This is a genomic window from Mycobacterium sp. NGS15, from assembly GCF_059813245.1.
The window spans coordinates 17,818-43,379 of sequence record NZ_JCALEF010000008.1 but is presented as its reverse complement, the minus strand read 5'-3'; the positions used below and the strand labels follow the sequence as shown (position 1 = coordinate 43,379).

The 25,562-nt window shown below is 65.4% G+C and carries 20 protein-coding genes and 1 tRNA gene; 17 read left to right on the top strand and 4 right to left on the bottom strand.

The genetic code is table 11. The features are described 5' to 3' along the window. The 11 genes from AC5Y5C_RS23115 (at position 1) to AC5Y5C_RS23065 (ending at position 12,580) form a co-directional block, all read left to right on the top strand. Entirely contained in the window at positions 1–831 is an 831-nt protein-coding gene (locus tag AC5Y5C_RS23115) for an MlaE family ABC transporter permease (protein WP_499977031.1), read from the top strand. Continuing rightward, positions 828–1,688, top strand: a complete 861-nt coding sequence (locus tag AC5Y5C_RS23110; protein ID WP_499976850.1) for an MlaE family ABC transporter permease — start codon at positions 828–830, stop codon at positions 1,686–1,688. Before AC5Y5C_RS23115 ends, AC5Y5C_RS23110 begins: the two co-directional genes overlap by 4 nt. Next, positions 1,657–3,198 (top strand): MlaD family protein, encoded by a 1,542-nt coding sequence (locus tag AC5Y5C_RS23105; RefSeq protein WP_499976849.1) that lies wholly within the window; start codon positions 1,657–1,659, stop codon positions 3,196–3,198. Before AC5Y5C_RS23110 ends, AC5Y5C_RS23105 begins: the two co-directional genes overlap by 32 nt. Continuing rightward, positions 3,195–4,271, top strand: coding sequence for an MCE family protein (locus tag AC5Y5C_RS23100; RefSeq protein ID WP_499976847.1), 1,077 nt, complete (start codon positions 3,195–3,197; stop codon positions 4,269–4,271). Before AC5Y5C_RS23105 ends, AC5Y5C_RS23100 begins: the two co-directional genes overlap by 4 nt. Beyond that, positions 4,261–5,328, top strand: coding sequence for an MCE family protein (locus tag AC5Y5C_RS23095; RefSeq protein WP_499976846.1), 1,068 nt, complete (start codon positions 4,261–4,263; stop codon positions 5,326–5,328). The genes AC5Y5C_RS23100 and AC5Y5C_RS23095 overlap by 11 nt, the downstream gene beginning before the upstream one ends. Continuing rightward, complete coding sequence (locus tag AC5Y5C_RS23090; RefSeq protein ID WP_499976844.1) at positions 5,325–6,437, top strand: MCE family protein; 1,113 nt, start codon at positions 5,325–5,327, stop codon at positions 6,435–6,437. Before AC5Y5C_RS23095 ends, AC5Y5C_RS23090 begins: the two co-directional genes overlap by 4 nt. Then, positions 6,437–7,552 (top strand): MCE family protein, encoded by a 1,116-nt coding sequence (locus tag AC5Y5C_RS23085; protein ID WP_499976842.1) that lies wholly within the window; start codon positions 6,437–6,439, stop codon positions 7,550–7,552. The genes AC5Y5C_RS23090 and AC5Y5C_RS23085 overlap by 1 nt, the downstream gene beginning before the upstream one ends. Next, complete coding sequence (locus tag AC5Y5C_RS23080; RefSeq protein WP_499976841.1) at positions 7,549–8,748, top strand: MlaD family protein; 1,200 nt, start codon at positions 7,549–7,551, stop codon at positions 8,746–8,748. Before AC5Y5C_RS23085 ends, AC5Y5C_RS23080 begins: the two co-directional genes overlap by 4 nt. Positions 8,749–8,750: 2 nt before the next feature. Then, a complete protein-coding gene (locus AC5Y5C_RS23075) occupies positions 8,751–9,647 on the top strand; it encodes a metal-dependent hydrolase (RefSeq protein WP_499976839.1) in 897 nt (298 codons plus the stop codon). 94 nt (positions 9,648–9,741) lie between these two features. Beyond that, positions 9,742–11,172: a glycine--tRNA ligase gene (locus AC5Y5C_RS23070; RefSeq protein ID WP_499976837.1), complete on the top strand. Its 1,431-nt coding sequence runs from the start codon at positions 9,742–9,744 to the stop codon at positions 11,170–11,172. A 13-nt stretch (positions 11,173–11,185) separates the two neighbouring features. Continuing rightward, complete coding sequence (locus AC5Y5C_RS23065; RefSeq protein WP_499976835.1) at positions 11,186–12,580, top strand: aspartate aminotransferase family protein; 1,395 nt, start codon at positions 11,186–11,188, stop codon at positions 12,578–12,580. Here the strand turns inward: AC5Y5C_RS23065 and AC5Y5C_RS23060 are convergent. The 3 genes from AC5Y5C_RS23060 to AC5Y5C_RS23050 form a co-directional block, all read right to left on the bottom strand. Beyond that, positions 12,577–13,599, bottom strand: coding sequence for a 1-aminocyclopropane-1-carboxylate deaminase (locus AC5Y5C_RS23060; RefSeq protein WP_499976834.1), 1,023 nt, complete (start codon positions 13,597–13,599; stop codon positions 12,577–12,579). The two genes, AC5Y5C_RS23065 and AC5Y5C_RS23060, sit on opposite strands and share 4 nt — an antisense overlap. A gap of 62 nt (positions 13,600–13,661) precedes the next feature. Further along, positions 13,662–14,342 carry a GntR family transcriptional regulator gene (locus AC5Y5C_RS23055; RefSeq protein WP_499976832.1) on the bottom strand — a complete coding sequence of 227 codons (681 nt, stop codon included), beginning with the start codon at positions 14,340–14,342 and terminating at the stop codon, positions 13,662–13,664. Between the two features lie 70 nt (positions 14,343–14,412). Beyond that, complete coding sequence (locus tag AC5Y5C_RS23050) at positions 14,413–16,455, bottom strand: TPM domain-containing protein (RefSeq protein WP_499976831.1); 2,043 nt, start codon at positions 16,453–16,455, stop codon at positions 14,413–14,415. Positions 16,456–16,515: 60 nt separating this feature from the next. Here AC5Y5C_RS23050 and AC5Y5C_RS23045 point away from each other — a divergent pair, with 60 nt between their 5' ends. Together AC5Y5C_RS23045 and dnaG are read left to right on the top strand one after the other, a co-directional pair. Next, positions 16,516–17,844 (top strand): deoxyguanosinetriphosphate triphosphohydrolase, encoded by a 1,329-nt coding sequence (locus tag AC5Y5C_RS23045; RefSeq protein WP_499976829.1) that lies wholly within the window; start codon positions 16,516–16,518, stop codon positions 17,842–17,844. Positions 17,845–17,869: 25 nt separating this feature from the next. Beyond that, positions 17,870–19,774 (top strand): DNA primase, encoded by a 1,905-nt coding sequence (dnaG, locus tag AC5Y5C_RS23040; protein WP_499976827.1) that lies wholly within the window; start codon positions 17,870–17,872, stop codon positions 19,772–19,774. Between the two features lie 5 nt (positions 19,775–19,779). On the opposite strand, the gene AC5Y5C_RS23035 is transcribed toward dnaG, so the two are convergent. Then, positions 19,780–20,028, bottom strand: coding sequence for a hypothetical protein (locus AC5Y5C_RS23035; protein ID WP_030095233.1), 249 nt, complete (start codon positions 20,026–20,028; stop codon positions 19,780–19,782). A 227-nt stretch (positions 20,029–20,255) separates the two neighbouring features. On the opposite strand from AC5Y5C_RS23035, the gene AC5Y5C_RS23030 reads away from it, so the two are divergent. The 4 genes from AC5Y5C_RS23030 (at position 20,256) to AC5Y5C_RS23015 (ending at position 25,520) form a co-directional block, all read left to right on the top strand. Beyond that, positions 20,256–20,328 (top strand) — tRNA-Asn (locus AC5Y5C_RS23030). 18 nt (positions 20,329–20,346) lie between these two features. Continuing rightward, entirely contained in the window at positions 20,347–20,781 is a 435-nt protein-coding gene (locus AC5Y5C_RS23025; protein WP_499976825.1) for a hypothetical protein, read from the top strand. Positions 20,782–21,609: 828 nt separating this feature from the next. After that, positions 21,610–24,996 carry a hypothetical protein gene (locus AC5Y5C_RS23020; protein ID WP_499977029.1) on the top strand — a complete coding sequence of 1,129 codons (3,387 nt, stop codon included), beginning with the start codon at positions 21,610–21,612 and terminating at the stop codon, positions 24,994–24,996. Next, on the top strand, positions 24,993–25,520 hold the full coding sequence (locus AC5Y5C_RS23015) for a hypothetical protein (protein ID WP_499976823.1): 528 nt from the start codon (positions 24,993–24,995) through the stop codon (positions 25,518–25,520). The genes AC5Y5C_RS23020 and AC5Y5C_RS23015 overlap by 4 nt, the downstream gene beginning before the upstream one ends. Positions 25,521–25,562 lie beyond the last annotated feature (42 nt).

Below are 25,562 nucleotides of genomic sequence, written 5' to 3'. Positions count from 1 at the left end.
ATGCCCGAAGGGCTTCGCACGCTGGGTGATGGCGGTGCCCGGTACCTGCGGCACCATCCGATTGCCGCACTCACCACCGTAGGCGAACAGTTCGTCCTCGGTGCGCATACGCTGCGGTACTTCGCGACCGACCTGGTGACGGGCCGGTTCCAGTGGGCGGAGTTCGTGCGGCAGGCGGCGTTCATGGCAGGAACCGCCGTGATGCCGACGGTGCTGGTGGCACTGCCCATCGGGGTCACGCTCTCCATCCAGTTCGCGCTGCTGTCAGGTCAGGTCGGTGCGACCTCACTGGCCGGTGCGGCTAGCGGGCTGGCCGTGGTGCGGCAGGCCGCCTCATTGGTGGCGGCCATATTGCTGGCCTCGGCGGTGGGCTCGGCGATGACCGCCGATCTCGGCTGCCGGACCATGCGGGAGGAGACCGCGGCCATGGAGGTCATGGGGGTGTCGGTGGTGCGGCGTCTGGTGGTGCCGCGCTTCGCGGCGGCGATCGTCGTCGGTATTGCGCTGACCGGCGTGGTCTGTTTTGTCGGGTTCCTGGCCAGCTATCTGTTCAACGTGTATGTACAGGGCGGTGCCCCAGGGAGTTTCGTCGCCACCTTCGCATCCTTTGCAACCACGGGGGACCTGCTGCTGGCCTTGTCGAAGGCCGCGGTGTACGGCGCCATCGTGGCGGTGATCGCCTGTCAGAAGGGGCTGGCCGCGCACGGCGGACCGACCGGGGTGGCCAATTCGGTCAACGCGGCCGTCGTGGAATCGGTGCTGCTGCTGATGGTCGTCAACGTTGTAGTCAGCCAGGTTTACACCATGTTGTTCCCGCGGGGTGTGCTATGACCGCCACCCTCCCGGCTCCTCGGGCGCTGTTGCAGCCCATGGTGTTCCGCGCCGACGCCGCGATGGGACCATTGGCGCGGTTCGGCCATATGGTCACCTTCTTCCTGCATGCCTTCCTGGCGATCCCGATTGCGCTGCGCCGTTACCGGCGTGAATTCCTGCGCTTGCTTTCCGATATCACCTGGGGCAACGGGTCGATCGTTGTCGGTGGGGGGACGGCCGGTGTGGTGCTGGTGCTCGGCGTCACCACCGGCGCCCTGGTCGCGATCGAGGGCTACAACTTCCTGGAACTGATGGGCCTGGGCCCGGCGACGGGGGTCATCTCCTCGTTGGTGACCACCCGCGAGCTCGCTCCGATCATGGCCGCCTTGGCCTTCGCCGTGCAGGCGGGATGCCGCTTCACCACCCAGCTCGGGTCGATGCGCATTGCCGAAGAAGTGGACGCGATGGATTCCCTTGCCATCCGGCCGATTCCGTACCTCGTGACGACACGCCTGCTGGCTTCCGTGGTGGCCATCATCCCGTTGTACGTGGCGTGTCTGACGATCAGTTATCTGTCCTGCCAGGTCATGGTAGGCATTGTCAGCGGCGGCTCGCAGGGCCCGTACCTGCACTACTTCACGTTGTTGTCCAGCGGCACGGACATCCTGTACTCGGTTCTCAAGGCCATCGTCTTCGTCTGGATAGCCTCGGCCGTGCAGTGCTATTACGGGTTCTGTGCCGACGGCGGACCGGAGGGCGTCGGTATCGCGGCAGGGCACGCGATGCGTGCCAGCATCACCGCGGTGATCGTCGTCAACATGCTGCTCACCATGGCGCTGTGGAGTGTCGACTCTGGCGCCAGGTTCGGGGGATGATGTGACGAATCACGTTGGTACTCATTATGACCTGGACGGTGTCGTCTTCACGCGGCGGCAGCTACTGACGCGTGGGGGAGCGGCCTTGGTCGCAGTCGCCGTGATCACATCGGCCCTGTTGATCAAGTCGACGGGAGTGCTGGACAGGTACGTCAACGTGGTCGCCGAGCTCCACAACGTCGGCGACGGGCTGCCGCCGCGGTCGGATGTGAAGTACCGGGGCGTACTCGTCGGTGCGGTGGACAGCGTCACCCCCGGGGCCGGCGCACAACCCAATCGGGTGTATTTGCGGCTCAAGCCCGGGTACGCGAGGTCGATCCCCGCGACCGTCACCGCGCGCGTGGTACCGAGCAATGTCTTCGCCGTCTCGGCCCTGCAACTCGTCGACCACGGGTCCGGTGCACCCGTTCGCGACGGGGCGCATATCGCCGAGGACACCCGGCTACCGACCGTGCTGTTCCAGACGACGGTGAACAAGCTGCGCGAGATCCTCTCCGCGGTAGGCCGCGGCCGCGAGGACGACACCGTCGGGATATTGGCGGCCGTCGGTGCGGCCACCAATCATCGTCGCACCGAACTGCTCACCAGTGCAGCGCAACTCGACCGCATCCTGGATCAGCTCAACGCCATCGTGGCGACGGACCAGGGGCCTTCCACGGTGTCGGCGCTCGTCGACGCGGCACGCGGGCTCTCGCAGACCGCACCGGATCTGATGGATGCCCTGCACCAGGCGGTGGGTCCCATGCGCACCCTCGCCGAGAAACGGGACCAGTTGCGTACGTTCATCGGCGCCGGGGTGCACACCACCGGTACCACCGTGGAGTCGCTGCGCAACCACACCGACCAGCTGATCCAGATCACCACCGACCTGACGCCGGTGCTGGGCGTGCTGGCCGACAACGCCGAGCACTTCGTGCCGATCACCCGGCGCATCACCAAGTTCTCGGACACCTTCTTCCAGGAGGTGTGGGACCCGGAACTGGCCACCGCCCGCGGGCGGGTGAATCTGTCCTTCACCCCGTCGTACACCTATACCCGCGCCGACTGTCCACGCTACGGAGAGCTGAAGGCGCCCAGCTGTTTTACCGCTCCCCAGATCGCGGTGCGGCCCGACCTTCCCGAGGTGTTGCTACCCCAGAATTATCAGCCCCCGGCCAATCTGGCCCCGCCGCGGGGCACGGTGGTGGGCCCCAATGGCAACCTGGTCGCGGTCGGGCCGCCGCTGGTGAACCCCAACCCGGACCTGCGTGATCCCAATCCGCCGGTGCCACCGTGGCTCAGTCCGGCTCCACCGGTACCCGGAAGCGCAGTCCCGGACGAAACCGCGGTCGCACCGGCATCTTTCGGCGGGAATGTGGGGCCCGTCGGCAGTGTCCAGGAACGGAGCCAGTTGGACCGGATCCTGGGGCAGCCGGCAACGGCGGCGGATCAGCTCATGCTCGGTCCGATTGCCCGCGGCACCGCCGTCACCCGAAACCAGGACGCGCACCACGAGGAAGGCAACCGATGAGGCGTTCGGCAACCGCGAGTTTGCGTGGTCCCGTCATCGGCCTCGCCATCTTCCTGGTGATCACCACGGTGTTGACGTGGCTGGTCTACGTCACGCTGCGGCGCGACGTCAGGGGTTCGACCATCTCCTACGCCGCGATGTTCACCGATGCATTCGGGCTGCGCGAGGGTGACGACGTGCGTATTGCCGGGGTCCGTGTGGGCAGAGTCCAGGGCATCGAGCTCAACGGGACACTCGCGAAGGTGAGCTTCGCCGTCCAGGACGGCCAGCGGCTCCCCGACAGCACCACCGCATCGGTGACCTATCAGAACATCGTCGGTCAGCGGTATCTCGCACTGGCGCAGGGCCACTCGGGGCACGGTGGCCTGCTGGCCCCGGGCGGCATCATCCCCGTCGAGCGCACCGAGCCCTCCTTCGATATCGGCATTCTGCTCAATGGGTACGAGCCCCTTTTCGCGGTGCTGGACCCTGCTCAGGTGAACAACCTGACCCAGGCGGTCATCGGCTCCCTGCAGGGGGACACCGCCGCGTTTGCGACGCTCGTGGACCAGACATCCACGTTGACAAAGACATTCACGGGGCGCGATGACGCTCTGGACCACGTGATCGGGAGCCTGGACCGGGTGGTGGGCAGCCTGGCGGCGCAGAACAGGGACTTCGAGGAGGCGATCGCCGCGACCCGTGCGGTGGTCGGTCAGTTCGACGGCCGCAGACCCGAGCTGGTGTCCTCCGTGGGCAAGATGACCACGGTGGTCAGAAACCTGTCGCAGATTGCTCACGATGTGAACCCGCCACTGCACGAGTTGCTCACGCGCGAGCCCGGTTACACCCGGCACATGCTCGACATCGAGCCGCAGATCGCCTACACCGGACTCAACACACCGCTGTTCCTCAAGGGCCTGGCGCGCATGTTCGGGGAGGGCGCCTACATGAATGCCTATGCCTGCGACGTGAACGCGTACGGATTCTTCCCCGGGCTCAACGACGTCGTCCCGATCATCGTCGACGCGGCCACACCGGGCGGCAAGGCCAAACACACGGCGCGATGCAGGAATGCCGGCGATGGCGGCTGAGACCATGAGGCCGCGGCGTCTTTCCGCTATTCGTACCTTTGTGCGGAGGCCGCTGGACTCCTACAACAAGACCTGGCTCGGTGTTGTCGCCGTGGCGGTCGTCGCGGTGCTCATCACCACACTGCTCTTGGTAAAGGAGCTAGGGATCGGATACCGGCAGTTCACCGCCGAGTTCCTGCAGGCCGCTGCGCTGCGGCCGGGAAACATCGTCACCATCGCGGGGGTGCAGGTCGGGTCGGTGACCGGTGTGCGGCTGGCCGGCGACCGCGTCGAGGCCACCTTCCGGGTCCGCGACCACGTCCCGGTGGGTAGCGATACGCGGGCGGCGATCAAGATCACCACGCTGTTCGGCTCTCGGTACGTCGACCTGCGCCCGGCAGGCACCGGCACGCTCGCGGGGCGGCGGATCGATCTGCCGCACACCGAGGTTCCCTACGACCTGCAGGCAGCGCTCGCCGACTCCACTCGCACCTTCGAACAGGTGGATGCCGACCGCATCGCCTCCTCGTTGAACGTCCTGGGCTCCCAGCTCGACGGTCTGCCGAGCGTGGTGCCGCAGGCCATGGAGAACGTACGTGCGTTGTCTTCGGTCATCGCGCAGCGACGCGATCAGCTCGGCACATTGCTGGCCAATACCGAGAAGGTCACCGGCATGCTGCGCCGTCAGCAATCCGATATCGGGACATTCATCCGCCAGGGGCAGGAACTGGTGGGGGAGTTCGTGGCGCGCTCGGCGGCTTTCCACGCGATGATGCGCTCGCTGCAGAGCATCGTGGACTCGCTGCGCAGCATCGTTGTCGATGACCACCGGGTACTCGACGGTGTCATCCACACCATGGAGGAGCTCAGCGGCAAGCTCGCCGAGCAGGATGCCTTGTTGCGCAACCTGCTCCAGATAGCGCCCGTGACCGTCCGGGAGATCGCCAACGCCACCGGATTCGGCAACGCGGTCGAGGGCAACCCGCCCGGGGGCGCCCTCATTGACTCGTGGATGTGCGCGATCAGTGGCCGCGCCAAGCAATTCGGGATGATCGAGTACGTGAAGGACTGCCAGTGACCAAGATTCGCCAACTACTCCTGGTCGGCCTGGGGCTGTTCGTCATCACCGCGACGACAGTGGGCGCCGCCTGGTCCGTCACGGGAGGCGGTAGGGCCATCACGGTGACGGCCCAATTCGACAGTGCTGCTGGTCTTTATCCCGGAAATGTGGTCGCCGTGCTCGGTATGCCGGTGGGGCAGGTCTCTAAGATCACCGCGAGAGGCGGATACGCCGAGGTGGAGTTCACCGTCGACAGGAAGGTCAAGATCCCTGCCGATGTCCAGGCCGTCACCCTCTCGACGTCGATTCTGACCGACCGCCAGATCGAGCTGTCACCGCCGTATCGCGGCGGGGCGACGCTGCGCGACCACGACACCATCGGCCTGAACCGCACCAAGACACCCGTCGAATTCGACCGCGTGCTGGGCATGCTCGACAAGCTGTCGGGCTCCCTGCACGGTGACAGCACCGGCGGCGGCCCCATCGCCGCGGTGCTCAATGCCGGTGACGGCGTTGCGGCCGGGAACGGCGACCGGATCAAGACGGCATTGGACGAGCTGTCCCGGGCATTGCGTCTGGGTGCCGATGGTGGGGCACACACCCGCGAACAGATGACCGCCATCGTCAAGAATGTCAGCGGCTTGTTGGACGCGGCGGCCCGCAACGATACGAGTCTGCGGCAGTTCGGTTCCACTGTGCGTCAGCTCAGCGACATCCTGGCACGCGAGAGTTTCGGTTCGGGGAGCACCGGCCGGCAGTTCAACGAGGTCATCGAGCAGACGGGCAACATCCTGCAGGCCCACCGGGATGCTATTGCCCGCGGTATTGCGAACGGCAACAAGAGTATCCAGACGGTGTACGACCGCCAGCGCGAGCTCGCCGAGTTCTTTGACGTGCTGCCACTGATGGCCGACAACTTGTATAACGCCATCGACCAGCGCAACGGTGCCATCCGCGCGCACTTTCTGGCCGACCGCATGGTCTTCGACGGGCAGATGGCCAAGGAGATCTGCAATCTGCTGGGGCTGCGCCAGCTTGGCTGCAGCACAGGGACATTGCAGGACTACGGACCCGACTTCGGATTGACCTACATGCTCGACGGTCTCGCCGCGATGGGGCAGAAGTGATGGGGCACAGGCTATCGGCATTGACGGCTGTGGTGTTTCTCTGTGCGGGGTGTTCCACCACGGGGCTGGCCGACCTGCCACTGCCGGCACCGGGATTGGGCGCCGGGGGCTACCGGCTGACCGCGGTCTTCGCGAATGCACTGAATCTGCCCGAGCGCGCCAAGGTGAAACTCGCCGGCGCCGATATCGGCGAGGTGGAATCCATGGCGGCCCGCGATTTCAGCGCCGTGACCACCCTGCGTATCCGGCATGACGTCACGCTTCCGATCGGCAGTACGGCGCAATTGCGCACCGCGACACCGCTCGGTGATGTGTTCGTGGCCATCGCGCCACCGGAACAATACGTCGGCGGCATGCTTGCCGACGGCGACACCATCCCGATCGACCGGACCGGGGCGGCCGCGACCGTGGAATCGGTGCTCAGCTCGGCGGCGATTCTCGTGAACGGCGGTGCGGTGCATAACCTCACCAACGTCGTCAACGGCACGGGCAGGGCTGCCGGGCAGGACGGGCAAGCCTTCGGGCGCATGATCGGAAAGTCGAATGAGCTGCTGGGCAAGCTCAATGCGCGGTCCGGACAGCTGGACGCCGCGATGACCGAGACGGCTCAGCTGGCCGAGGCGCTCGACGGCAAGAGTGACACACTCGCCGAGGTACTGCACGCGGCGGCCCCGGCCACCGCGACCCTGCGGGACAATGCCGATCAGATCTCGAATCTGGTTCTGCTGCTGGGCGATACCGCCAGCGAGCTGAGCAAGTTTCCGTCCATCGCGGGCACCGATACCAGCGGGCGCAGCGTCGTCGCCGACGCGAATGCCATCTCCCGGTCCTGGAATGACGTGGTGCTGGATCCCGAAACCAGCCTGCTCGCGCTGAACCGGCTGTACGCACCGTTCATCAAGATCACCGCGGGCTCGGCCATATCCGGCAGCGCCGGCATCGACCGCCTGGTGCTGGGTGCTATCCCGGATGCCGGTTTCGGGGGAGATCCCGGCTTCCACGGCCCGAAGCGGTACGACTGGGCCAAGCTCGTGGGAACCTTCAAATACACGCTGTGGCGACTGCAGGAGCGCGTGGTGGGTCAAGGGCCCGCCGCGCAGGAGGCCACCCGATGAGCCGCGCCTGGGTCAGCGGCCTGTCGCTGCTGATGATGCTGACGGTCTCGGTGACCTATCTGCTTGTCGGGGTGCTGCACGTGCGGCCGCTGGCGTCGAGTTACCCGGTGACCATCCAGCTCGCCGAATCCGGTGGCCTGCTGCCCAATCAAGACGTGACACTGCATGGGGTGCGTATCGGAGCGGTCGACTCGCTGAGCTTCACCGGCGCGGGAGTGAACGCGACGGTGAACGTGGACGGTGGTGTTCGGGTTCCCGCCTCCAGCACGGTGCGGGTCTCCGGGCTGTCCCCGGCCGGTGAGCAGTACCTGGATTTCTCGTCGGGATCGGATGCGGGCCCGTTCCTGTCCGCCGGGGACGTGATCACCCGGGATCGCACCGCCATCCCGGTCACCCCGGCGCAGCTGCTGGTCCATGCCGATGGTGTTCTCGCCCAGGTGGATCCGGCCAAGATCGACCGCATCAAGAAGGAACTGAGCCTGAGTTCCGAAGGGCCACAGAAGCTTACGTCGATCGTCGACGGTGGGGTGTTCCTGCTCGCCACCCTTGACTCGGTGCTGCCCGAGACGGTCAGCGCGATAAAAGACAGCCGGACGGTGCTGACGGCGGCGATCGACGTCAACGGCGGCATCGCAGCTACCGCACGCAATCTGCGCGGCACCCTGGCGGGCGTCAACAGGATGGACGGCGGCTACCGGAAACTTATCGACCAATCGCCACGGGTGCTGGGGGCCGCAGACAACCTGTTCGCCGATAACTCCGACACCATGGTGCAGCTGCTGGCCAACCTGGCCACCAATGCACGGCTGTCGTATGTGCGGGTGCCGGCGCTGAACGGGCTGTTCCCCGACTATCGCGGTTCGGCACTGGAGGCGTTCATCAGCACCATGCATGAGCACGGGCTATGGGTGACCGCCGACCTGTACCCGCGTTACGTCTGCGACTACGGCACGCCGCGGCGCCCGCCGTCTTCGGCCGACTACCCGGAGCCGTCGCTTTACACCTACTGCCGCGACGACGATCCCGCTGTTCTGGTGCGCGGCGCCAAGAACGCCCCGCGCCCCGCGGGCGACGACACCGCTGGCCCGCCTCCCGGCGCAGACCTGGGCGCCACCACCGATCCGACACCGCGCGGGAGGTACACCATCCCGACGCCCTACGGCGGCCCGGCGCTGCCGATCGAACCACCGAGGTAACGATGCCCGTGAACAACGCGCACGACCGTCCCCCGTCTGCTGCTACCCGTGCGGTGAACACCCGCCGGATCACGTTCACCTTTGACGGGGCGTCACCTTCGCAGCGGCACTTCGTCGCGGGCGATATCGCGATGAGCCATCTGGTCGCCCTGTTGTCCGGCTTCTTTCCCTCGGGGGAGGAGCTCTTCATCCAGTCGGTGCGGCGCTATGACAGCCAGATCGTCGATCCCGTGCTGAGGAAGCAGGTGGCCGGATTCATCGGGCAGGAGATGACCCACGGCATCCAGCACCGCGAGCTCAACACGCAGCTGGTTCACCGCGGCTACTGGGCCACCGGGCTCATGGACCGGGTGGGCGCGCGACTGGTCAAGCGAATGAAGCAGAACAGAGAGCGGCTACCGGATCGGGTGGCCCGGTCCGCGCTCGCAGTGACCGCCGCGGTGGAACATCTCACGGCAATCCTCGGGGAGCAGGTGCTCAGTGTCCCGTGGATACAGCAGCAGCTCACCGATCCCGAGGTGCGCGCGATGCTCAACTGGCATGCCATCGAGGAGATGGAGCACAAGTCCGTCGCCTTCGATGTGTATCGCCACGTCGGGGGTACCGAGCGCATGCGGATCGGGGCGATGGCCGTCACGCTGGCCCTCTTCCTGAGTCGGACGCTGATACTGCTGGCCTCGATCTTCACCGATCCGTGGGCGTGGCGTCATCCCGCGGCGACCCTCCGCAGTGTGGTCACCCTGCCGCGTACGCCGCTGTTCGCCGGGCTCGGTGCCAAGATCCGGTGCTACCTGCGCTCCGGCTTCCATCCCGACGACATCGACCACGGCCCCCTGCTGGAGAAGTGGCGCGACGAGTACTTCGGCCCCGACGGCATCCTGCTGGACCATCTGAAGTAGCTGCTAGAAGCCACCGAGGTAAAAGGCGCTTTGCGCGGCCCTTAGGCTGTTCAGGTCAATTACTGCAGTCTTGCAAGAGGAGCCTGAGCAGATCGTGGCCGCCAAGCCGAACGCCGCCGGTAAGAAGCCGGTGAACAATATTGACGCTGTCGTCAACCTCGCCAAGCGCCGGGGACTGGTGTACCCGTGCGGCGAGATCTACGGCGGTACCAAGTCGGCGTGGGATTACGGCCCGCTCGGTGTGGAGCTCAAGGAGAACATCAAGAAGCAGTGGTGGCGCTCGGTCGTCACCAGCCGCGACGACGTGGTGGGCCTGGACTCCTCGGTAATCCTGCCCCGGCAGGTGTGGGTTGCCTCCGGTCACGTCGAGGTCTTCAACGACCCGCTGGTCGAATGCCTGAACTGTCACAAGCGCCACCGTCAGGATCATCTGCAGGAGGCGTACCTGGAAAAAAAGGGTGCGAAAGAAGGTCTCACGGACCCCGAGTCGGTCTCGATGACCGAGGTCGTGTGCCCCGACTGCGGCAACAAGGGCCAGTGGACCGAGCCGCGCGACTTCAACATGATGCTCAAGACCCACCTCGGTCCGATCGAGACCGAAGAGGGGCTGCACTACCTGCGCCCGGAGACCGCCCAGGGCATCTTCGTGAACTTCAAGAACGTCGTCACCACCTCGCGCCAGAAGCCTCCGTTCGGCATCGGCCAGATCGGCAAGAGCTTTCGCAACGAGATCACCCCCGGCAACTTCATCTTCCGCACGCGCGAGTTCGAGCAGATGGAGATGGAGTTCTTCGTCGAGCCGTCCACGGCGCCGGAGTGGCACAAGTATTGGATCGACACCCGGCTGCAGTGGTACATCGACCTGGGTATCGACCCGGAGAACCTGCGGCTCTATGACCACCCGAAGGAGAAGCTGTCGCACTATTCGGACGGCACCGTCGACATCGAGTACAAGTTCGGTTTCAGCGGCAATCCGTGGGGCGAGCTGGAGGGTGTGGCGAACCGCACCGACTTCGACTTGTCCACGCATTCAAAGCATTCCGGTGAGGACCTGTCGTACTACGACCAAGCCGAGGACCGCCGCTACACGCCGTACGTGATCGAGCCCGCGGCAGGTCTCACCCGCTCGTTCATGGCGTTCCTGGTCGATGCTTATCACGAGGACGAGGCCCCCAATGCCAAGGGCGGTGTGGACACGCGCACCGTGCTGCGCCTGGATCCGCGCCTGGCCCCGGTCAAGGTCGCGGTGCTGCCGCTGTCGCGTAACGCCGACCTGAGCCCGCGCGCCAAGGCACTGGCCGCCGAGCTGCGCCAGAGCTGGAATGTCGACTTCGATGACGCCGGTGCCATCGGTCGCAGGTATCGTCGACAGGACGAGATCGGCACCCCGTTCTGCGTCACAGTCGATTTCGACTCGCTCGAAGACGACTCCGTCACCGTTCGCGACCGCGACGAGATGACACAGCAGCGTATTCCGATCGGCGGCGTGGCCGATCATCTCGCCAAATCTCTCAAGGGCTGCTAGCCGAGGAGCAGAAATGACTGACGTCCAGAATCACATCGGAATCGATCCCGCCAGCGCGCCCATCGAGGCGCCGGCGGCCGAGGCGCAGGTCCGCGCCGACGACCGTGGACACGTTTTCCACTCGTGGTCCGCGCAGGCGGCCATCGACCCGCTGCCGGTTGCCGGCGGTTCGGGTGCGACGTTCTGGGACTACACCGGCAAGGAGTACCTGGACTTCGCCTCGCAGCTGGTGAATCTCAATCTGGGACATCAGCATCCGCGTCTGGTCGAATCCATTCAGCGTCAGGCCGGCCGGCTGTCCACCATTGCGCCCGCCTTCGCCAACGATGTGCGCGGTGAGCTTGCCCGGCTGGTCGCCGAGCGTGCGCCGGGAACGTTGAACAAGGTGTTCTTCACCAACGGTGGTACCGAGGCCGTGGAACACGCGGTACGTATGGCCCGCCACCACACCGGTCGCCGCAAGGTGCTTGCCGCGTACCGCAGTTACCACGGCGGTACCACCACCTCGATGTCGCTGACGGGTGAGCCGCGCCGCTGGGCCAACGACCCGGGTGACAACTCGGTGGTCCGCTTCTTCGGTCCGTACGCCTACCGTTCGGTCTTCCACTCCACCTCGCCCGAGCAGGAAACCCAAAGGGCGCTGGAGCATCTGGAGCAGGTGATCAACCTGGAGGGCCCGCCCACCATCGCCGCGATCATTCTGGAGTCGGTGGTCGGCACCAACGGTGTGCTGGTGCCCCCGCCGGGCTACCTGGCCGGGGTGCGGGAGATCTGCGACCGGTACGGCCTGGTGTTCATCGCCGACGAGGTGATGGTCGGCTTCGGGCGATTCGGGGAATGGTTCGCCATCAACGCCTTTGACGTCACCCCGGATCTCATCACCTTCGCGAAGGGCATCAACTCCGGTTACGTCCCGCTGGGCGGTGTGGTGATCTCCGATGCCATCGCCACCAGCTTCGACCATCGTCCGTACCCGGGTGGGCTGACCTACTCCGGTCATCCGCTGGCCTGCGCGGTCGGTGTCGAGACCATCAAGGTGTTCGAGGACGAGAAGATCCTGGAGCGGGTGCGCGACCTCGGCGAGCGCGTGGTGCGTCCGGAGCTTGAGCGCTGGGTGCAGACGCATCCGAGCGTCGGCGAGATCCGTGGCCGCGGCCTGTTCTGGGCCGTGGAGCTGGTGCGTAACAAGGACACTCGCGAGCCGCTGGTGCCGTTCAATGCCAGTGGTGAGGCGGCCGCACCGATGAACGCCTTCGCGGCGGCATGCAAGAAGGACGGCCTGTGGCCGTTCACGCACTTCAACCGCACGCACGTGGCACCGCCGCTGATCATCAGCGAGGAGGATCTGCGGCGCGGGCTGTCGATCATCGACGAGGCACTGAACGTCGCCGACGGGTATGCCGACTAGCCGGTGAAGACGCCGCTGTAGGCGTTCAGGGCGGGCTGGCCGCCCAGGTGGGCGTACAGGACGTTCGAGCCCCGCTCGATGGTCCCGTCGGTGACTAGGTCGATCAGGCCTGCCATCGATTTGCCCTCGTACACCGGGTCGGTGATCATCGCCTCCAGGCGCCCGCACAGCTCGATCGCCTCGATGGTGGAATCGACAGGCACGCCATACTTTTCGCCTGCCCAGCCCTCGAGCACGGTGATCTCATGGGCGCTCAGGTCGCGTTCGAGACCAATTTGGCGTGCGGTGTGCCGGGCGATGCGGGTGACTTGTTCGACGGTCTTCGGGAGAGTGGCCGACGCGTCGATACCCAGTACTCGGCGCGGCGGGCCGCCGGCATCGGCGAGCGCAGCGAATCCCGCGATCATGCCGGCGTGCGTTGACCCGGTAACGGTGCACACGACGATGGTGTCGAAGAACACGCCCAACTGCTGTTCTTGTGCGGCCAGTTCATATGCCCAATTGGCGAAACCCAGGCCGCCGTACTTGTGTTCGGAGGCGCCTGCCGGGATGGGATAGGGCTTGCCGCCGCCTTTTTCGACGGCGGCCAGTGCGTCCTCCCACGACCCGCGGATGCCGATATCGAAGCCCGCGGGGTCCAGCTGAGTCTGGGCTCCCATGATCCGCGAGAGCAGGATGTTGCCGGCCTTGTCGTTGACCGGGTCGTCCCAGTCCACCCAGTGCTCCTGGACCAGGTGGCACCGCATACCGAGCACCGCCGCCACGGCGGCCACCTGCCGGGTGTGATTGGACTGGTAGCCGCCGATGGATACCAGGGTGTCGGCGCCGCTGGCCAATATGTCCGGGACGATGTATTCGAGCTTGCGTGTCTTGTTACCGCCGAAGGCAAGTCCGGAATTGCAGTCCTCGCGCTTGGCCCAGATCTGAGCGCCGCCGAGGTGTCGGCTCAGCCGTTTCAGCGGGTGGACGGGGCTGGGCCCGAAGGTCAGCGGGTAGCGGGGGAAATCGTGGATCGACAAGGCGCTCTCCTGGCAGTGTTCGGAATGGCAGCGATCGGAATGGAGTTGTGGGGCAGCGGTGTTCAGCCGGCGCCGCGTTCTTTGTGCTCGGCGCCTTCCGGTGCGGCGATGAGGGTGTGCCAATTGGTGCGCGCGGCATGACCGGCGCCCTCGCCGTCACCGGCCTCGCACCGGGCGATGATCTGCTCGTGCAGGGCCACGGAGTGGCGCCCGTCGCGGCTGGCGAACCGGATGCGCTCGAGGCGGCGCAGCACGGGGGTGACCTGCTCGAGCACCGCGGCGATGTAGGGGTTGGCACTGGCCTCGACGGCGATGGCATGAAACTCGTCGTCCGCGGTCAGCGCGGCATCGGGATCGTGCGCGTCGAGTGCGGCGGCGAAGCGCGCGTTAGCGTGCCGCATCGCGGCGAGGTCGCCGGCGGAGATGTTGGTGATCGCCTCCCGGACGGCAAGCTCGTGCATCGCCGCGGCGACGGACTGTGCCGCGCGTGCCTCCCGGACGTCGACGGGGCTGACGATGGTGTGCCGGCCCGGTTGGGTCTGCACCAAACCGGCCTGCTCCAGACGAGCGAGGGCCTCCCGGATCGGTGTTCGGCTCACGCCCAGCCAGCGGCTCAGCTCGTCGTCCCGCAGCCGCTCGCCGGGGGCCAGGGTGCCGTCCACGATGGCCTTACGCAGGGCTTTGTAGGCATCGTCGCGGAGCAGGGATCGTGCTACGACACCCTCAGAGAGCGGTACTGGCATGCAATATATTGCACATCGCCAGCGGCGTGCCGTCAAGCAATTAGGTGAATTTCGGGCAGAGGTGGCCCTGCTAGAAGCGGCCGCCGCCACCCCGGAAGCTTGACCCGGACGATCGGGACGACCCGCCGTAGGACGACGACCCGGAGCCGGACCAGGAGCTGTGGTGGCTTGATCCGCCGCTGAGCATGCCCCGCAGGATGCCGCCGATCACGGCACCCGCGACATTGCCGGCCACATCGCCCGCGACGGAGTATCCGGCGGAACCGCCGTAGTTGCCGTACCCGTTGCTGTAGTAGGACTGGGCCGCGCGCACCTCTTGTACCGCACCGCCTTCGGCGCGCGTCGCCAGTTCGGTCGCCCGGTTGGCCCACAGAATGGCGTTCGACGGATCCGACTGGCGGGCGGTCTCGGCCGTCGCGATGCTGCTCTCGGCTTCCGCGAGGTACCCCCGCGCGGCGGCGCCGACGGCCCCACGGTGCAGGCCGATGTACTGGCTGACCGCATTCACCTTCTGGCGGGCGCTGGTGATCGCCTGATCCAGCGCGCGGGCGCGGCGTTCGGCGGCGTCTTTCTCCTCCCGCACGGCAGCCAGCAGCTTGTCGAGTTCGGCATCGGCCGTGGCGAGGTGTGTGAAGGCGGTCAGTGGATCGGTGGATCCAACGCGTTCGGCATCGGCGACGGCGGCGACGGCGGTGTTGTGGGCCTTCGTCAGCTCGTCGGCACGTGGCACCGAGCCCTGCCGCTGGAGTTCTTCGGCCTGGGCGATACCCGACTTGGTGTCCGCGATTGCCGCGGGCAGCGCATCGGTGGCACGCCGGATGTTGTTGGCGGCGTTGTCCACTGCGTCCAGGAGCGCAGTGGCCTGGGCCAGTGCCGATTCGGCGCCGCGTACGGCGTCGACGAGGTTCATCTGCTGGCCCTCCATGGGGCGGGCCGCCAGTTCTCGACCGTGGGTAATCCGGGAGTCGGCGAATGTGACACGTTCGGTGGCTTCGGTGATGTTGTCGGCAATCGAGGCCAGCGCGGCGGCATCGAACTGGGTGCGCAGTTGCTCGAGAACCCGCTGCGACTCCGGCACCCGGGCGGTCGTTGCGACCACGTGTTGGGTCAGGGTGTCCAACTTCGTGGGCGCGTTGATCACCAGGTTCCGCAACGCGTCAAAGGCACTGGACTGGTCATCGAGGGTGCGGTCGGCGCGTGCGGCCGTCGTGATGACATCGATCAGCAGACGGCGCTGTTCCATCGGCGTCTCCGGGACCGCGTCGTCGAGCTGTTTGCGTACGGAGAATGCCTGGGCCAGGGCCCTTTTCGCGGAATCGACGGCCTGCTGGAAGGGTGCGGTCTGTTCGGTGCCGAATTCCTCGACGGCCAGCGTGAGCTCGGCCTCGCTGGTGCGGACCGCGTTGTCGACATTCACCACAAGCGATTTCGACAGTCCGTCGAGTGCATCGACCGATTGCGCGGCGAGGGCCTCGGCGTTGGTCGGGTCGATACCCTTGGCGGCCTCGATCTCCGCGCGGCGACGGGATCGATTGCGTAGCCAGGAGTACAGCATGAAGGCGCCGACCACGACGGCGCCGAAGGCTAATGCGACCAGGATCGGCTTCCAGGGAATCGAGGTGGACGACGCGGCGGCCGATTCCAGGCCGTTGGCGGTGTTGATGGCGGCGCCATCCCAATTCGATGAGCGCAGCGCGGGTTCGATCGTGTTGGTACGCAGGTCCTCGATCTCGGAGTCGCTGACGTTCTTGACCTCTGAGGCGACTTGGAAGGCATAGCTGCGCTCCTGGGTCGCCACGGCCAGCAGGGCATCGCGATCGCCCAATCCGCTTGCCTTCAGGGTCTTGTCCGCCCATGTCACGGGATCGGCGCCGTCGAAATCGTTGACGTACACCACCCAGAGCCGCACATGCTGCTTGTCGTAGAGCTGGTCGATGGCGGCGCGCACCTTCGTCGGGTTCTTGAGTGCCCCGGCCCGATCGGTGACATAGCTCGGTATGCGGAAGGGCGGGTCGGCGCTCGCCACCGGTGCCAGCAGCAGGGCCGGGGCAAACACCGTGAGCACCGCGATCATGACTCCCAGCAGGCCTCCGAGGGCACGCAGCAGACGCATGGTCGCCAATCTAATGCCTCGCGAGGCGCTTGGACCCGTCCTGGCAGACTGGTGCCCACGATGCGTACGGATGACTACAGGGATGCCCATAGGGATGCCTATAAGGACGCCTACACCGATGTCGACCGTGAACGCGTCGTCACCGAGACGCCGAAGACGGCGGCCCTCCTGGGAACCCCAGCGATTCCGGCCGTGCAGTCCCAGGACTACCGGACGGACTTCGCGCGCGACCGGGCCCGCGTCCTGCACAGCGCCGCATTCCGGCGTCTGGCGGATAAGACACAGGTGGTGGGTCCACGCGAGGGTGACACGCCGCGCACGCGGCTGACGCACTCGGTGGAGGTGGCGCAGATCGGCCGCGGTATCGCGACCGGGTTGGGTGCCGACCCGGACCTGGTGGACCTGGCCGGACTGGCGCATGACATCGGCCATCCGCCGTATGGGCACAACGGTGAACGCGCCCTCGACGAGGTGGCGGTCGACTGCGGCGGGTTCGAGGGCAATGCCCAGAATCTGCGCATCCTCACCCGGCTGGAGCCCAAAGTCGTTGATGCGGACGGCAACAGTGCGGGGCTCAATCTCACGCGGGCGTCCTTGGATGCGGCGACGAAGTATCCGTGGCTGCGTCCCGTGGGCGGCGGAAAGTTCGGCGCCTACGTCGAGGATGCGACGGCCCTGGAGTGGGTGCGCGCCGAGGCGCCGCCCAGGCAGCGCTGCCTGGAAGCGCAGATCATGGACTGGTCCGATGACGTCGCCTACTCGGTGCACGACGTCGAGGACGGCGTGATCTCCGGCCGCATCGATCTGCGGGTGCTGGCCTCGCCGGGGGAGGCGCAGGTGCTCGCGGAGCTGGGGGTGAAGTCCTTCGGTGGGCTGGAGCAGGGGGCATTGGAGGAGGCCGCCGCGCGCTTGGCCACGCTGCCGGTGGTCGCGGCGATCGGTCCGTATGACGGCACCTTGAGCGCGTCGGCGAACCTCAAGCGGCTGACCAGTGAACTGGTGGGCCGGTTCGCCTCGGCCGCGATCGGGGCCACCCGTGCGGTCGACGGGGATGGGGCGCTGGTTCGATTCGAGGCCCAGCTGACCGTGCCGGAAGTGGTTGCCGCCGAGGTAGCGGTGCTGAAAATGCTTGCGCTGCAATTCATCATGTCCGATCCGCGGCATATCGCGGTACAGGCCCGTCAGCGTGAACGCATCCATCGGGTGGCGCAGTGGCTGGCGGCGGGGGCTCCGGCCACGCTGGATCCGGTGTTTTTACCCGCGTTCGAAGCCGCCGCGGACGACGCGGCGCGCACCCGGGTGGTGGTGGATCAGATCGCCTCGTACACGGAAAGCCGGCTCGAGCGGGTGGACCGCGACAGCCTGGGCGTGCAAGCCAGCTGGGCCTGATCGCGCGGTTGGCTAAGCTGGCTCGGTGGCCGGACGCATCCCTGATCGCGATATCGCGGCGATCCGTGAACGCACCCGGATCGAGGACATCGTCGGCGACTACGTCCAGCTCAAGCGCGCGGGGGCCGACTCGCTCAAGGGGCTGTGCCCCTTCCACGACGAGAAGTCGCCGTCCTTTCATGTGCGGCCCAATCATGGCCAGTTCCACTGCTTTGGCTGCGGTGAGGGCGGCGACGCTTACACCTTCATCCAGAAGATCGAGCACATCAGCTTCGTGGAGGCCGTCGAGCGGCTGGCCGACCGCATCAACTACACCATCAACTACGAGGGTGGCGGTACGGCCGCGCAGCGTGACCGTGGCACCAGGGCGCGGCTCGTCGCCGCCAACGCCGCTGCGCAGGAGTTCTATGCCGCCGCATTGGATTCGCCCGAGGCTGCGCCGGCACGCCAATATCTGACCGAGCGCAATTTCGATGGCGCCGCCGCCAAGCAATACGGCTGCGGATACGCGCCCTCGGGGTGGGACACCCTGACAAAGCACTTGATGCGCAAGGGTTTCGAGTTCAAGGAGCTGGAGGCCGCGGGGCTGTCCCGTGAGGGCCGCCGCGGCCCGATGGACCGGTTCCACCGGCGGCTGTTGTGGCCGATTCGTGCCAGCAGCGGCGAGACGATCGGCTTCGGGGCGCGCAAGATCTTCGAGGACGACACCATGCCGGGCAAGTACGTCAACACGCCGGAAACCATGCTGTACAAGAAATCCTCGGTGCTGTTCGGTCTGGATTTGGCCAAACGCGATATCGCCAAGGGGCATCAGGCCGTCGTCGTCGAGGGCTACACCGACGTGATGGCGATGCATCTGGCCGGGGTGACCACCGCCGTGGCGTCCTGCGGTACCGCCTTCGGGGACGAGCACCTCTCGATGCTGCGGCGTCTGATGATGGACGACTCATACTTCCGCGGCGAGCTCATCTACGTGTTCGACGGGGATGCCGCCGGTCAGGCCGCCGCGCTGAAAGCCTTTGAGGGAGAGCAGAACCTGGCTGGCCAGTCGTATGTCGCGGTGGCGCCGGACGGAATGGACCCGTGCGACCTGCGGCTCAAGTCAGGGGAGGGGGCGTTGCGTGATCTGGTTGCGCGCCGCACTCCGCTGTTCGCCTTCGCGATCCGGACGGCGCTGGCCGATTCGGATCTGGAGATCGCCGAGGGCCGCGTGGACGCGCTGCGACGGTGTGTGCCGATGGTCGCCAAGATCAAGGACCCGACGCTGCGCGACGAGTACGCCCGGCAGCTGGCCGGATGGGTCGGGTGGGATGACGTGGCCCAGGTGCTCGCGCGGGTGCGTGAGGAGGCCGGTAAGGCGGCGAAGGGCGGTTCGGTCTCGCCCGACCGTCGTCCCCGCGGTTCCGAACCTGCCGCGGCACCCAAAGCCGCCATGCCCGACGCCAAGGACCCGACGTTGTGGCCGCAGCGTGAAGCTCTCAAGGCGGCGCTGCAGTTCCCGGCCTTCGCCGGACCGGTGTTCGACTCGCTGACTGCCGAGAGCTTCACCCACCCCGGATATGTGGCGGTGCGCACCGCCATCGAGACGGCAGGTGGCACTGGGGCAGGGATCGTCGGCGCAGAGTGGATCGACAAGGTGCGCCAGAGTGCGTCGTCGCAGAACCAGGTGATGCTGATCAATGCCCTGACCGCCGAGGCCATCCAGGTGGACAACGAAGAGCGGCTGCCGCGGTACATCGGCTCGGTGCTGGCCAAGCTGCAAGAGGTGTGGGTGGGACGGCAGGTGGCCGAGGTCAAGTCGAAGCTGCAGCGGATGTCGCCGGTGGACCACGCGGACGAATACCACGCGCTGTTCGGCGATCTGGTGGCGCTGGAGGCGTATCGGCGCAGCCTGGTGGAGCAGGTCAGCGGGGACGATCTGTCGGCGTAGCGGCGCTACTTGTTGTCGAGCTGAGGCTCCGGCTCCAAGATCATGGTGGTCTCGTCGATCGGTGTGAGCTCCACCATGTGCGGGTCGGGAGACAGTGAGTTGGCCAGGCGACGACGGCTGATCTCGATCAGCTTCTTGGTCGCGGGGCTGCCGGTGACGGCCTGATACCCGTTGACGATCTGCTCGTATCGGCGACGACCAGCCTTCGCACCCAGCACGTAGCCAGCGGCCAGCACCAACAAAACCCGAATCACGAACCCTCCACCAACTAAGAAGTTCTCCCTATCCTGCCTGACGCACCTGTGAACGGCTGAGCCAGGACGCTTCCTGGTGCCCGACTATGAGCGACAACACCCTGTGCACTCTGTTGTTGTCGCTCGTAGGCGGGCGATACGGCCTGGCGGCCGGTTTGGCTTTCACCCCTACCCGTAGGCTAAAGTCATGCCTCGGTTCGCGCTACAAACCGAGGCGAGCCGGGTAGTCCCCTGTAGCTCAATTGGCAGAGCTTCCGACTGTTAATCGGACGGTTCTTGGTTCGAGTCCAAGCGGGGGAGCACAGCAGGTTTTGCGCCTTGAACTCCGTCTCCTTCTGGAGGCGGAGTTTTGCATTCACCAGCCAGCAGCGCGAGCCGCCGACGCAGCATCCCGGTTCGGAGCGATGCGGATACCGCGAGCGCGGCGAGCAGCGCGACGCATCCGAACCACGGTGCGGAGGGGTGCTCGCCGGGGAGTGTGTACCGCACGAGGCCTGCTGTCGCGGCGAACCCGGCGGCAACCAGCCAGATCGTGAGCGGGCTCAACGCTCGCCGTTGGCGTATCTGTGTGAACCGCACGGCAGACGATCGCACCTGCGGATCGGTGGGTACGGCGCCGACGTAGGACGCGCGCAGCGCCTCGCCGTACGAGCTGGTCGGCACGCCCCACAGCGCCCACCGATGTTCGATAAGGCGTTCACTCTGGACACGGCTCATAAGCAGGCCGGCCGGGTATGCGATGAGCGCGACTAGTGCGCCCTGGAACGCGTAGGTGTATGCGTTGTCCTCCCAGGTCGCCACGTCTATGGCGGCGAGGAGGACAGTCATCGAGACGAATTGTTGCAGGGCATGGCCGACTGCCCGCCGCTGGAGGGAACCGACGAGCCCCCGGGCCCACCATTGCCAGGATGATCTTGCTGGACCCGCATTCTGCATGTTCAAGACCATATGACACGTTGCTGGTGGCTGTGAAATGTCGTTTCTCTGGTCGCGGCGGATAGCCGAACGATAAGCCGCGCCGTGAAAGGAGAGCTATGAACAACGCCCGCAACGAAGTTCTCATCGACGGCCTTGCTGATCAAGCAAGCCAATCCCGATGTCCCCTTGGGGTCATCCAAATCGAGGCTTTCGACACGGCTCGCGGTCTGGTGCGCGCTGGGCCGTATGAAATCGGGAAGGTGGAACGCGGAGCCGGCTTCGTCCCGTCGACCGACCCGCTAGGCGAGGGATCGAAGAAATCCGGTCGCAGTATGTCGACCACTACGGCGAACAAGGCGCCTGGGGGCGAGCGAATCGCTGAATCTCTTCTGCCTAAGGCCTAGGGAACGGAAGTAGCTAAACAGTTCCAGCGAGTGATCCACCACTCGCTGGAACTGTTGTGAACGCCTAGAACGGTGGTGTAGCCAATCTTGACGAGAAGTCTCGGAGAAAGTGACTCATCGTTGGCGCGCGAGTGGCGATGGGGTTAGACGAGCGGCCCATCATGGCTCATCGGAAAGTTTGCTCTTCTGGTGGACGATTGTCGGCTTGGGCCTGTACCGTTATCTTCACATTCTTTGCTTGAACTTGACGGGGGCGATGGTGGCCAGGCGCGAATTACCGGCAGAATACCTAACAGTGGGCTTAGACGACCACGGTCTAGTCACACAACCGGTCACCGCCGAGCGGTTTTCTGCACGCGACGTTGAATCGCGGTCTGATGCAGGCAGCGAGAGCAACCGACGTATTGCAGCTTTCGCTGCTGGCTGCATTTTGGTGGTTGGCGCCGTGGCCGCGTTGCACAGTCTGTACCGCGGTGGCGACGGCGCTGGGGAGCTGATTGGTTGGGCCGGGTTGTTGCTGTTGGGCATGACGGCTCTCGGCGGGGGTGTGAAGCTCGCGATGTGGGGGGCCAAGCCGGTGAACGATGCCGGGTTCGCGGTCGTCAAGGCGAGGGTGCCTGAGCCGGTGCAAGCGGTGGCCGCGTCGGGGGCGGTCATCGCAGGGGCGCTGGGTATGTGGTGGGTGTTCCGCGGCGGATACTCCAGCTGGTGGCAGCACCTCAGCGGTGAGAGCCAGTGGACGCTATTGCTCGGGGTTGGCCAGATGCTCGTCGCGGTGTTCGCTGGGGCCGCGCTGTTCACCGGCGGCAAGTACCTGACTGGTCTAGCCAAAGAAGCATTAACCGGTGCCGGAGTGCTCTTGGAGCGTGACCGCATGTCAGGCAGCGGTGGAGGATCAGAGAGTTTGTGGCATCCCGGTTTGGTGGCGGCCTTGATCGCTGGTGGTTTGGGGTTGGTGCTGCTGACTGCGGGGGTCACTCCGCGGTTGTATGTGTGGATTACCGGACCGGATGTGCTTCCTGCGGTGGGTGCTATTGCCTTTGTGTTGCTGTGGGCGATCGGCTCGAATTTGGGGTGGTGGAAAGGCCTGGCCGGTCTCTACGACTGGGCTACGGATGCTTCGCAGAAGGCTGGTGCTGTCGCGGGTGTGGTTGCGGTGCTGATGTTTTCGGCCAGTGGTCTGGGTTTGGGGTGGTTCACTCCGGCCACCGTTCCGCAGGCCCATGCGGCGTGCCCGCCGGATTGTGGTGGTCCGGGCGGCAGTGACGGTCCGCCTGGGGGTGGGCAGATGTTTCAGCCGCCCAGTCAGGGTGGGCCGCAGATGCCGGACTATCAGGGCGGTGTTAATCAGCCGCCGATGGATCAGAACGGCTCGGTATCGATCTACAACACGCAGGCACCCTCGGTCAGCAACAACGGCGCTAACGGGTCTAGTGGGCAGCAGGGTCCTCAGCAAGGCTGGGATCAGCCCGCACACGGCACCCAACCCCCTGACTATCAGAACCCCACCCCGTACACGCAGGGGCCGGGCAAGCCGAACCCGGATTTCAACCCAGGATCGCAAGGCGGACAAACCAATCCCGGCTCCAATGCGGGATCGCAAGGTGGGCAAGCCAACCAGGGCGGCCAGAGCGGTAACCAGGGTGCTCAACAGCCCCAGCAGCTGCCGTCACAAAACAACAGCAGCCAGCAGCCACCTCAAAACCAGCCGCCGCAGAACAACACCGGGCAGCAGCCGGATCAGCAGTCGCCGAATCAGTCTGATCAGCAGCGTCTTGATGAGTTGACCCGTCAGTTGCAGGACCAACAGCAGCAGGGCACCCAGGACCGGCAGCGCATCGATGATCTGACCAAACAGTTGCAGCAGCAGGGGCAGCAGAAGCAGAACGGCAACCAGAAGCTCCCTAAGGCTCCGTCCAAGGACAAGAAAAAAGACGATCAGCAGGATCGCGATAAGCAGTCCGGAGACAACGACACCAGCGCCCTATTACTCGGCGCAGCGTCTACGCGGCGCCGTAAACAAGACGATCAGCAGCAGCCTGAACAAGGCCAACAGCAGCAGGGGCCGGACACTCAGGCGCTCGCACAAGATGGGGCACAGCTGGGCCAATCGTTGCCGGGCGATATCGCCAACACGGTTTCCGACAGTGTGAATCTGGGGCAATCGGCGGGATCGGCAGCACAAAACTTCGGTTCAGCCGCCCAAGCGGGTGCCTCGATCGCCTCGTCGGTGCAGTCCGGTGCGGTGAACCCGATGGACGCTGTTGCGTTGGTGCAGGGCATATCTGGGGGCATCAGCGATACGGCCGACGCCGTGGGCTCCGGTGCGTCGATTGCCTCGACCTGGCTCAATAACGCCGGGCAGGGTGCCCTGCTGGCCGCTGACGCGAACCCACAACTCGAGCCTCAGGCCAAACAGGTGCAGCAGCTCACTCAAGCCGGAGGCCAGGTCGCCGATCTGACCGGCCAGGTCGCTGGCGGTGTATCCCAGGTGTCGGGTGTCGTCAACACCGCGTCAAGTCTCGGCACATCCGGAATGCCCGATAGCAGTGGTGCGAGCGACGCACTCTCGGGCACTGCAACTGCCGTGGATGTCCCCAAACCCACGCCACCGTCACCGTCTGCGGGCAGCCTGTCATCACTCCCCGGGGTGCGTGAGACCCAGACGCCGCCGCAGCAGCTGGCGCCGACATTGCAGCCCGATCAAGTGGATGCGTTTAGGGCTATTACTCGCCGGAATCTGGTGAACCAGCATGTGCCTGCCGACCAGATCGATCAGCGGATCAACGACGCCGTTAAACAAGCGCAGACTCCACGATTCATGCCCGACGCCGAGCCGATGCGCACACCCGGCGCGGTGCCATTGGACAGACCGCTTGGCGACAAGTTCAACGATGTGATGGGTCGCGCGAATGATCGTGCCTCTGACGACGTCAACAGGCTAGGGCAACTCGGCAAAAACCTCACTGGGCAAGGCGGCCCGGGGGCGCCCGGTGTCGCCGAATCCTGGAAAGACCTCGGTATCAACACAGTTAAAGGGCTTCCAGACGCCGTTGGCGGCGGCTTCATTGAGGACGGTAAACGTCTCTACGAGGAACCCGGAAACTTCATCGGCGACAAGATGATCGAAATCCCGCTTGCGGCCGCAACCCTGCCCGTGGGCGGCGAAGGCGCCGCCATAGAACGCGGTGCACTACGCGATGTGGCCTCCGTCGAAACCAAAGCACTACCCGGAGCTGCAAGACCAAGCGTCGAGGGCGCCGGGCCGAATCACCCAACCGTTCCTGTTTGGTCGGCACCAGCCTCGCAAGTGCCGAGCAGCGTCGCGCAAGAAGCGCGTGAACTTCTTGGCAAGCAAGGTGACGTAGTTGTGCTTGGGCGACTTGCCGATACAGCGGGATCTATAGGCAAGGACGGCCTTGTTGTCCTCAAGACGGACAGCTGGTCGCTGGAACTCAACGATGAGTTCATTCGGGGCGCAGCTGAACAGGGGCGTAAGATTTTGTTGGCCAGTCCATTGGAGGGCAATATGATTCAAACAAGCGGACGGTTTGCTGGGCAGCCAACCGTCTACGCGCGGGAACTCGATATGCTCACGAAAGCCGGCTATACAAAAGTCGGCGACTACCTGGTTCCTCCGGCATGAGCGTCTTGATGGTTCTCAAGGGAATCCCTCCGATCGGTTCTTCGATGCCCGAGGGTGATTGGTTCGCGCGTATCGAGCAGTCGCTGGAGGAGCATCCCCAAGACTGGGTTGCCGCTGCGACGCAAATGAGCGAAGACGATGCTTGGAGTTTGTTGTCATGGGCGGAAGTTGCTGCCAGCGATGTCGTTCGGACTAAGTCGCGTCGAACGCTCATAACTTCCGCGTTCGCGGTGAGTATCGTCCGGCAAAGTGGTATCGACTGGCGCGAATGTTCACTGGTGGCGTCACTTCTTCATCGCGCAGCCGACTTGTCAGACCTCGACTTTGCCGCCTGTGCTGCGGAAGGCTGCGCGTTGGCGGGGTCAATAGGCGAGCAAGCGCTGCCATTACTGCTCGGCGCGGAGGCAAAAACCCCTTCGACTCATGTCGAGTCGGGCACGCAGGGCACATTCTCGTTTACTCGGCGCGCTCCTGACTTCGACGTTCATGATCTCATGCGTCGACTTGGTGTACCTGAAGGATGAGAACTTTTAGGATGCGCCTGCGGATGCTTTGACTTCTGTTCT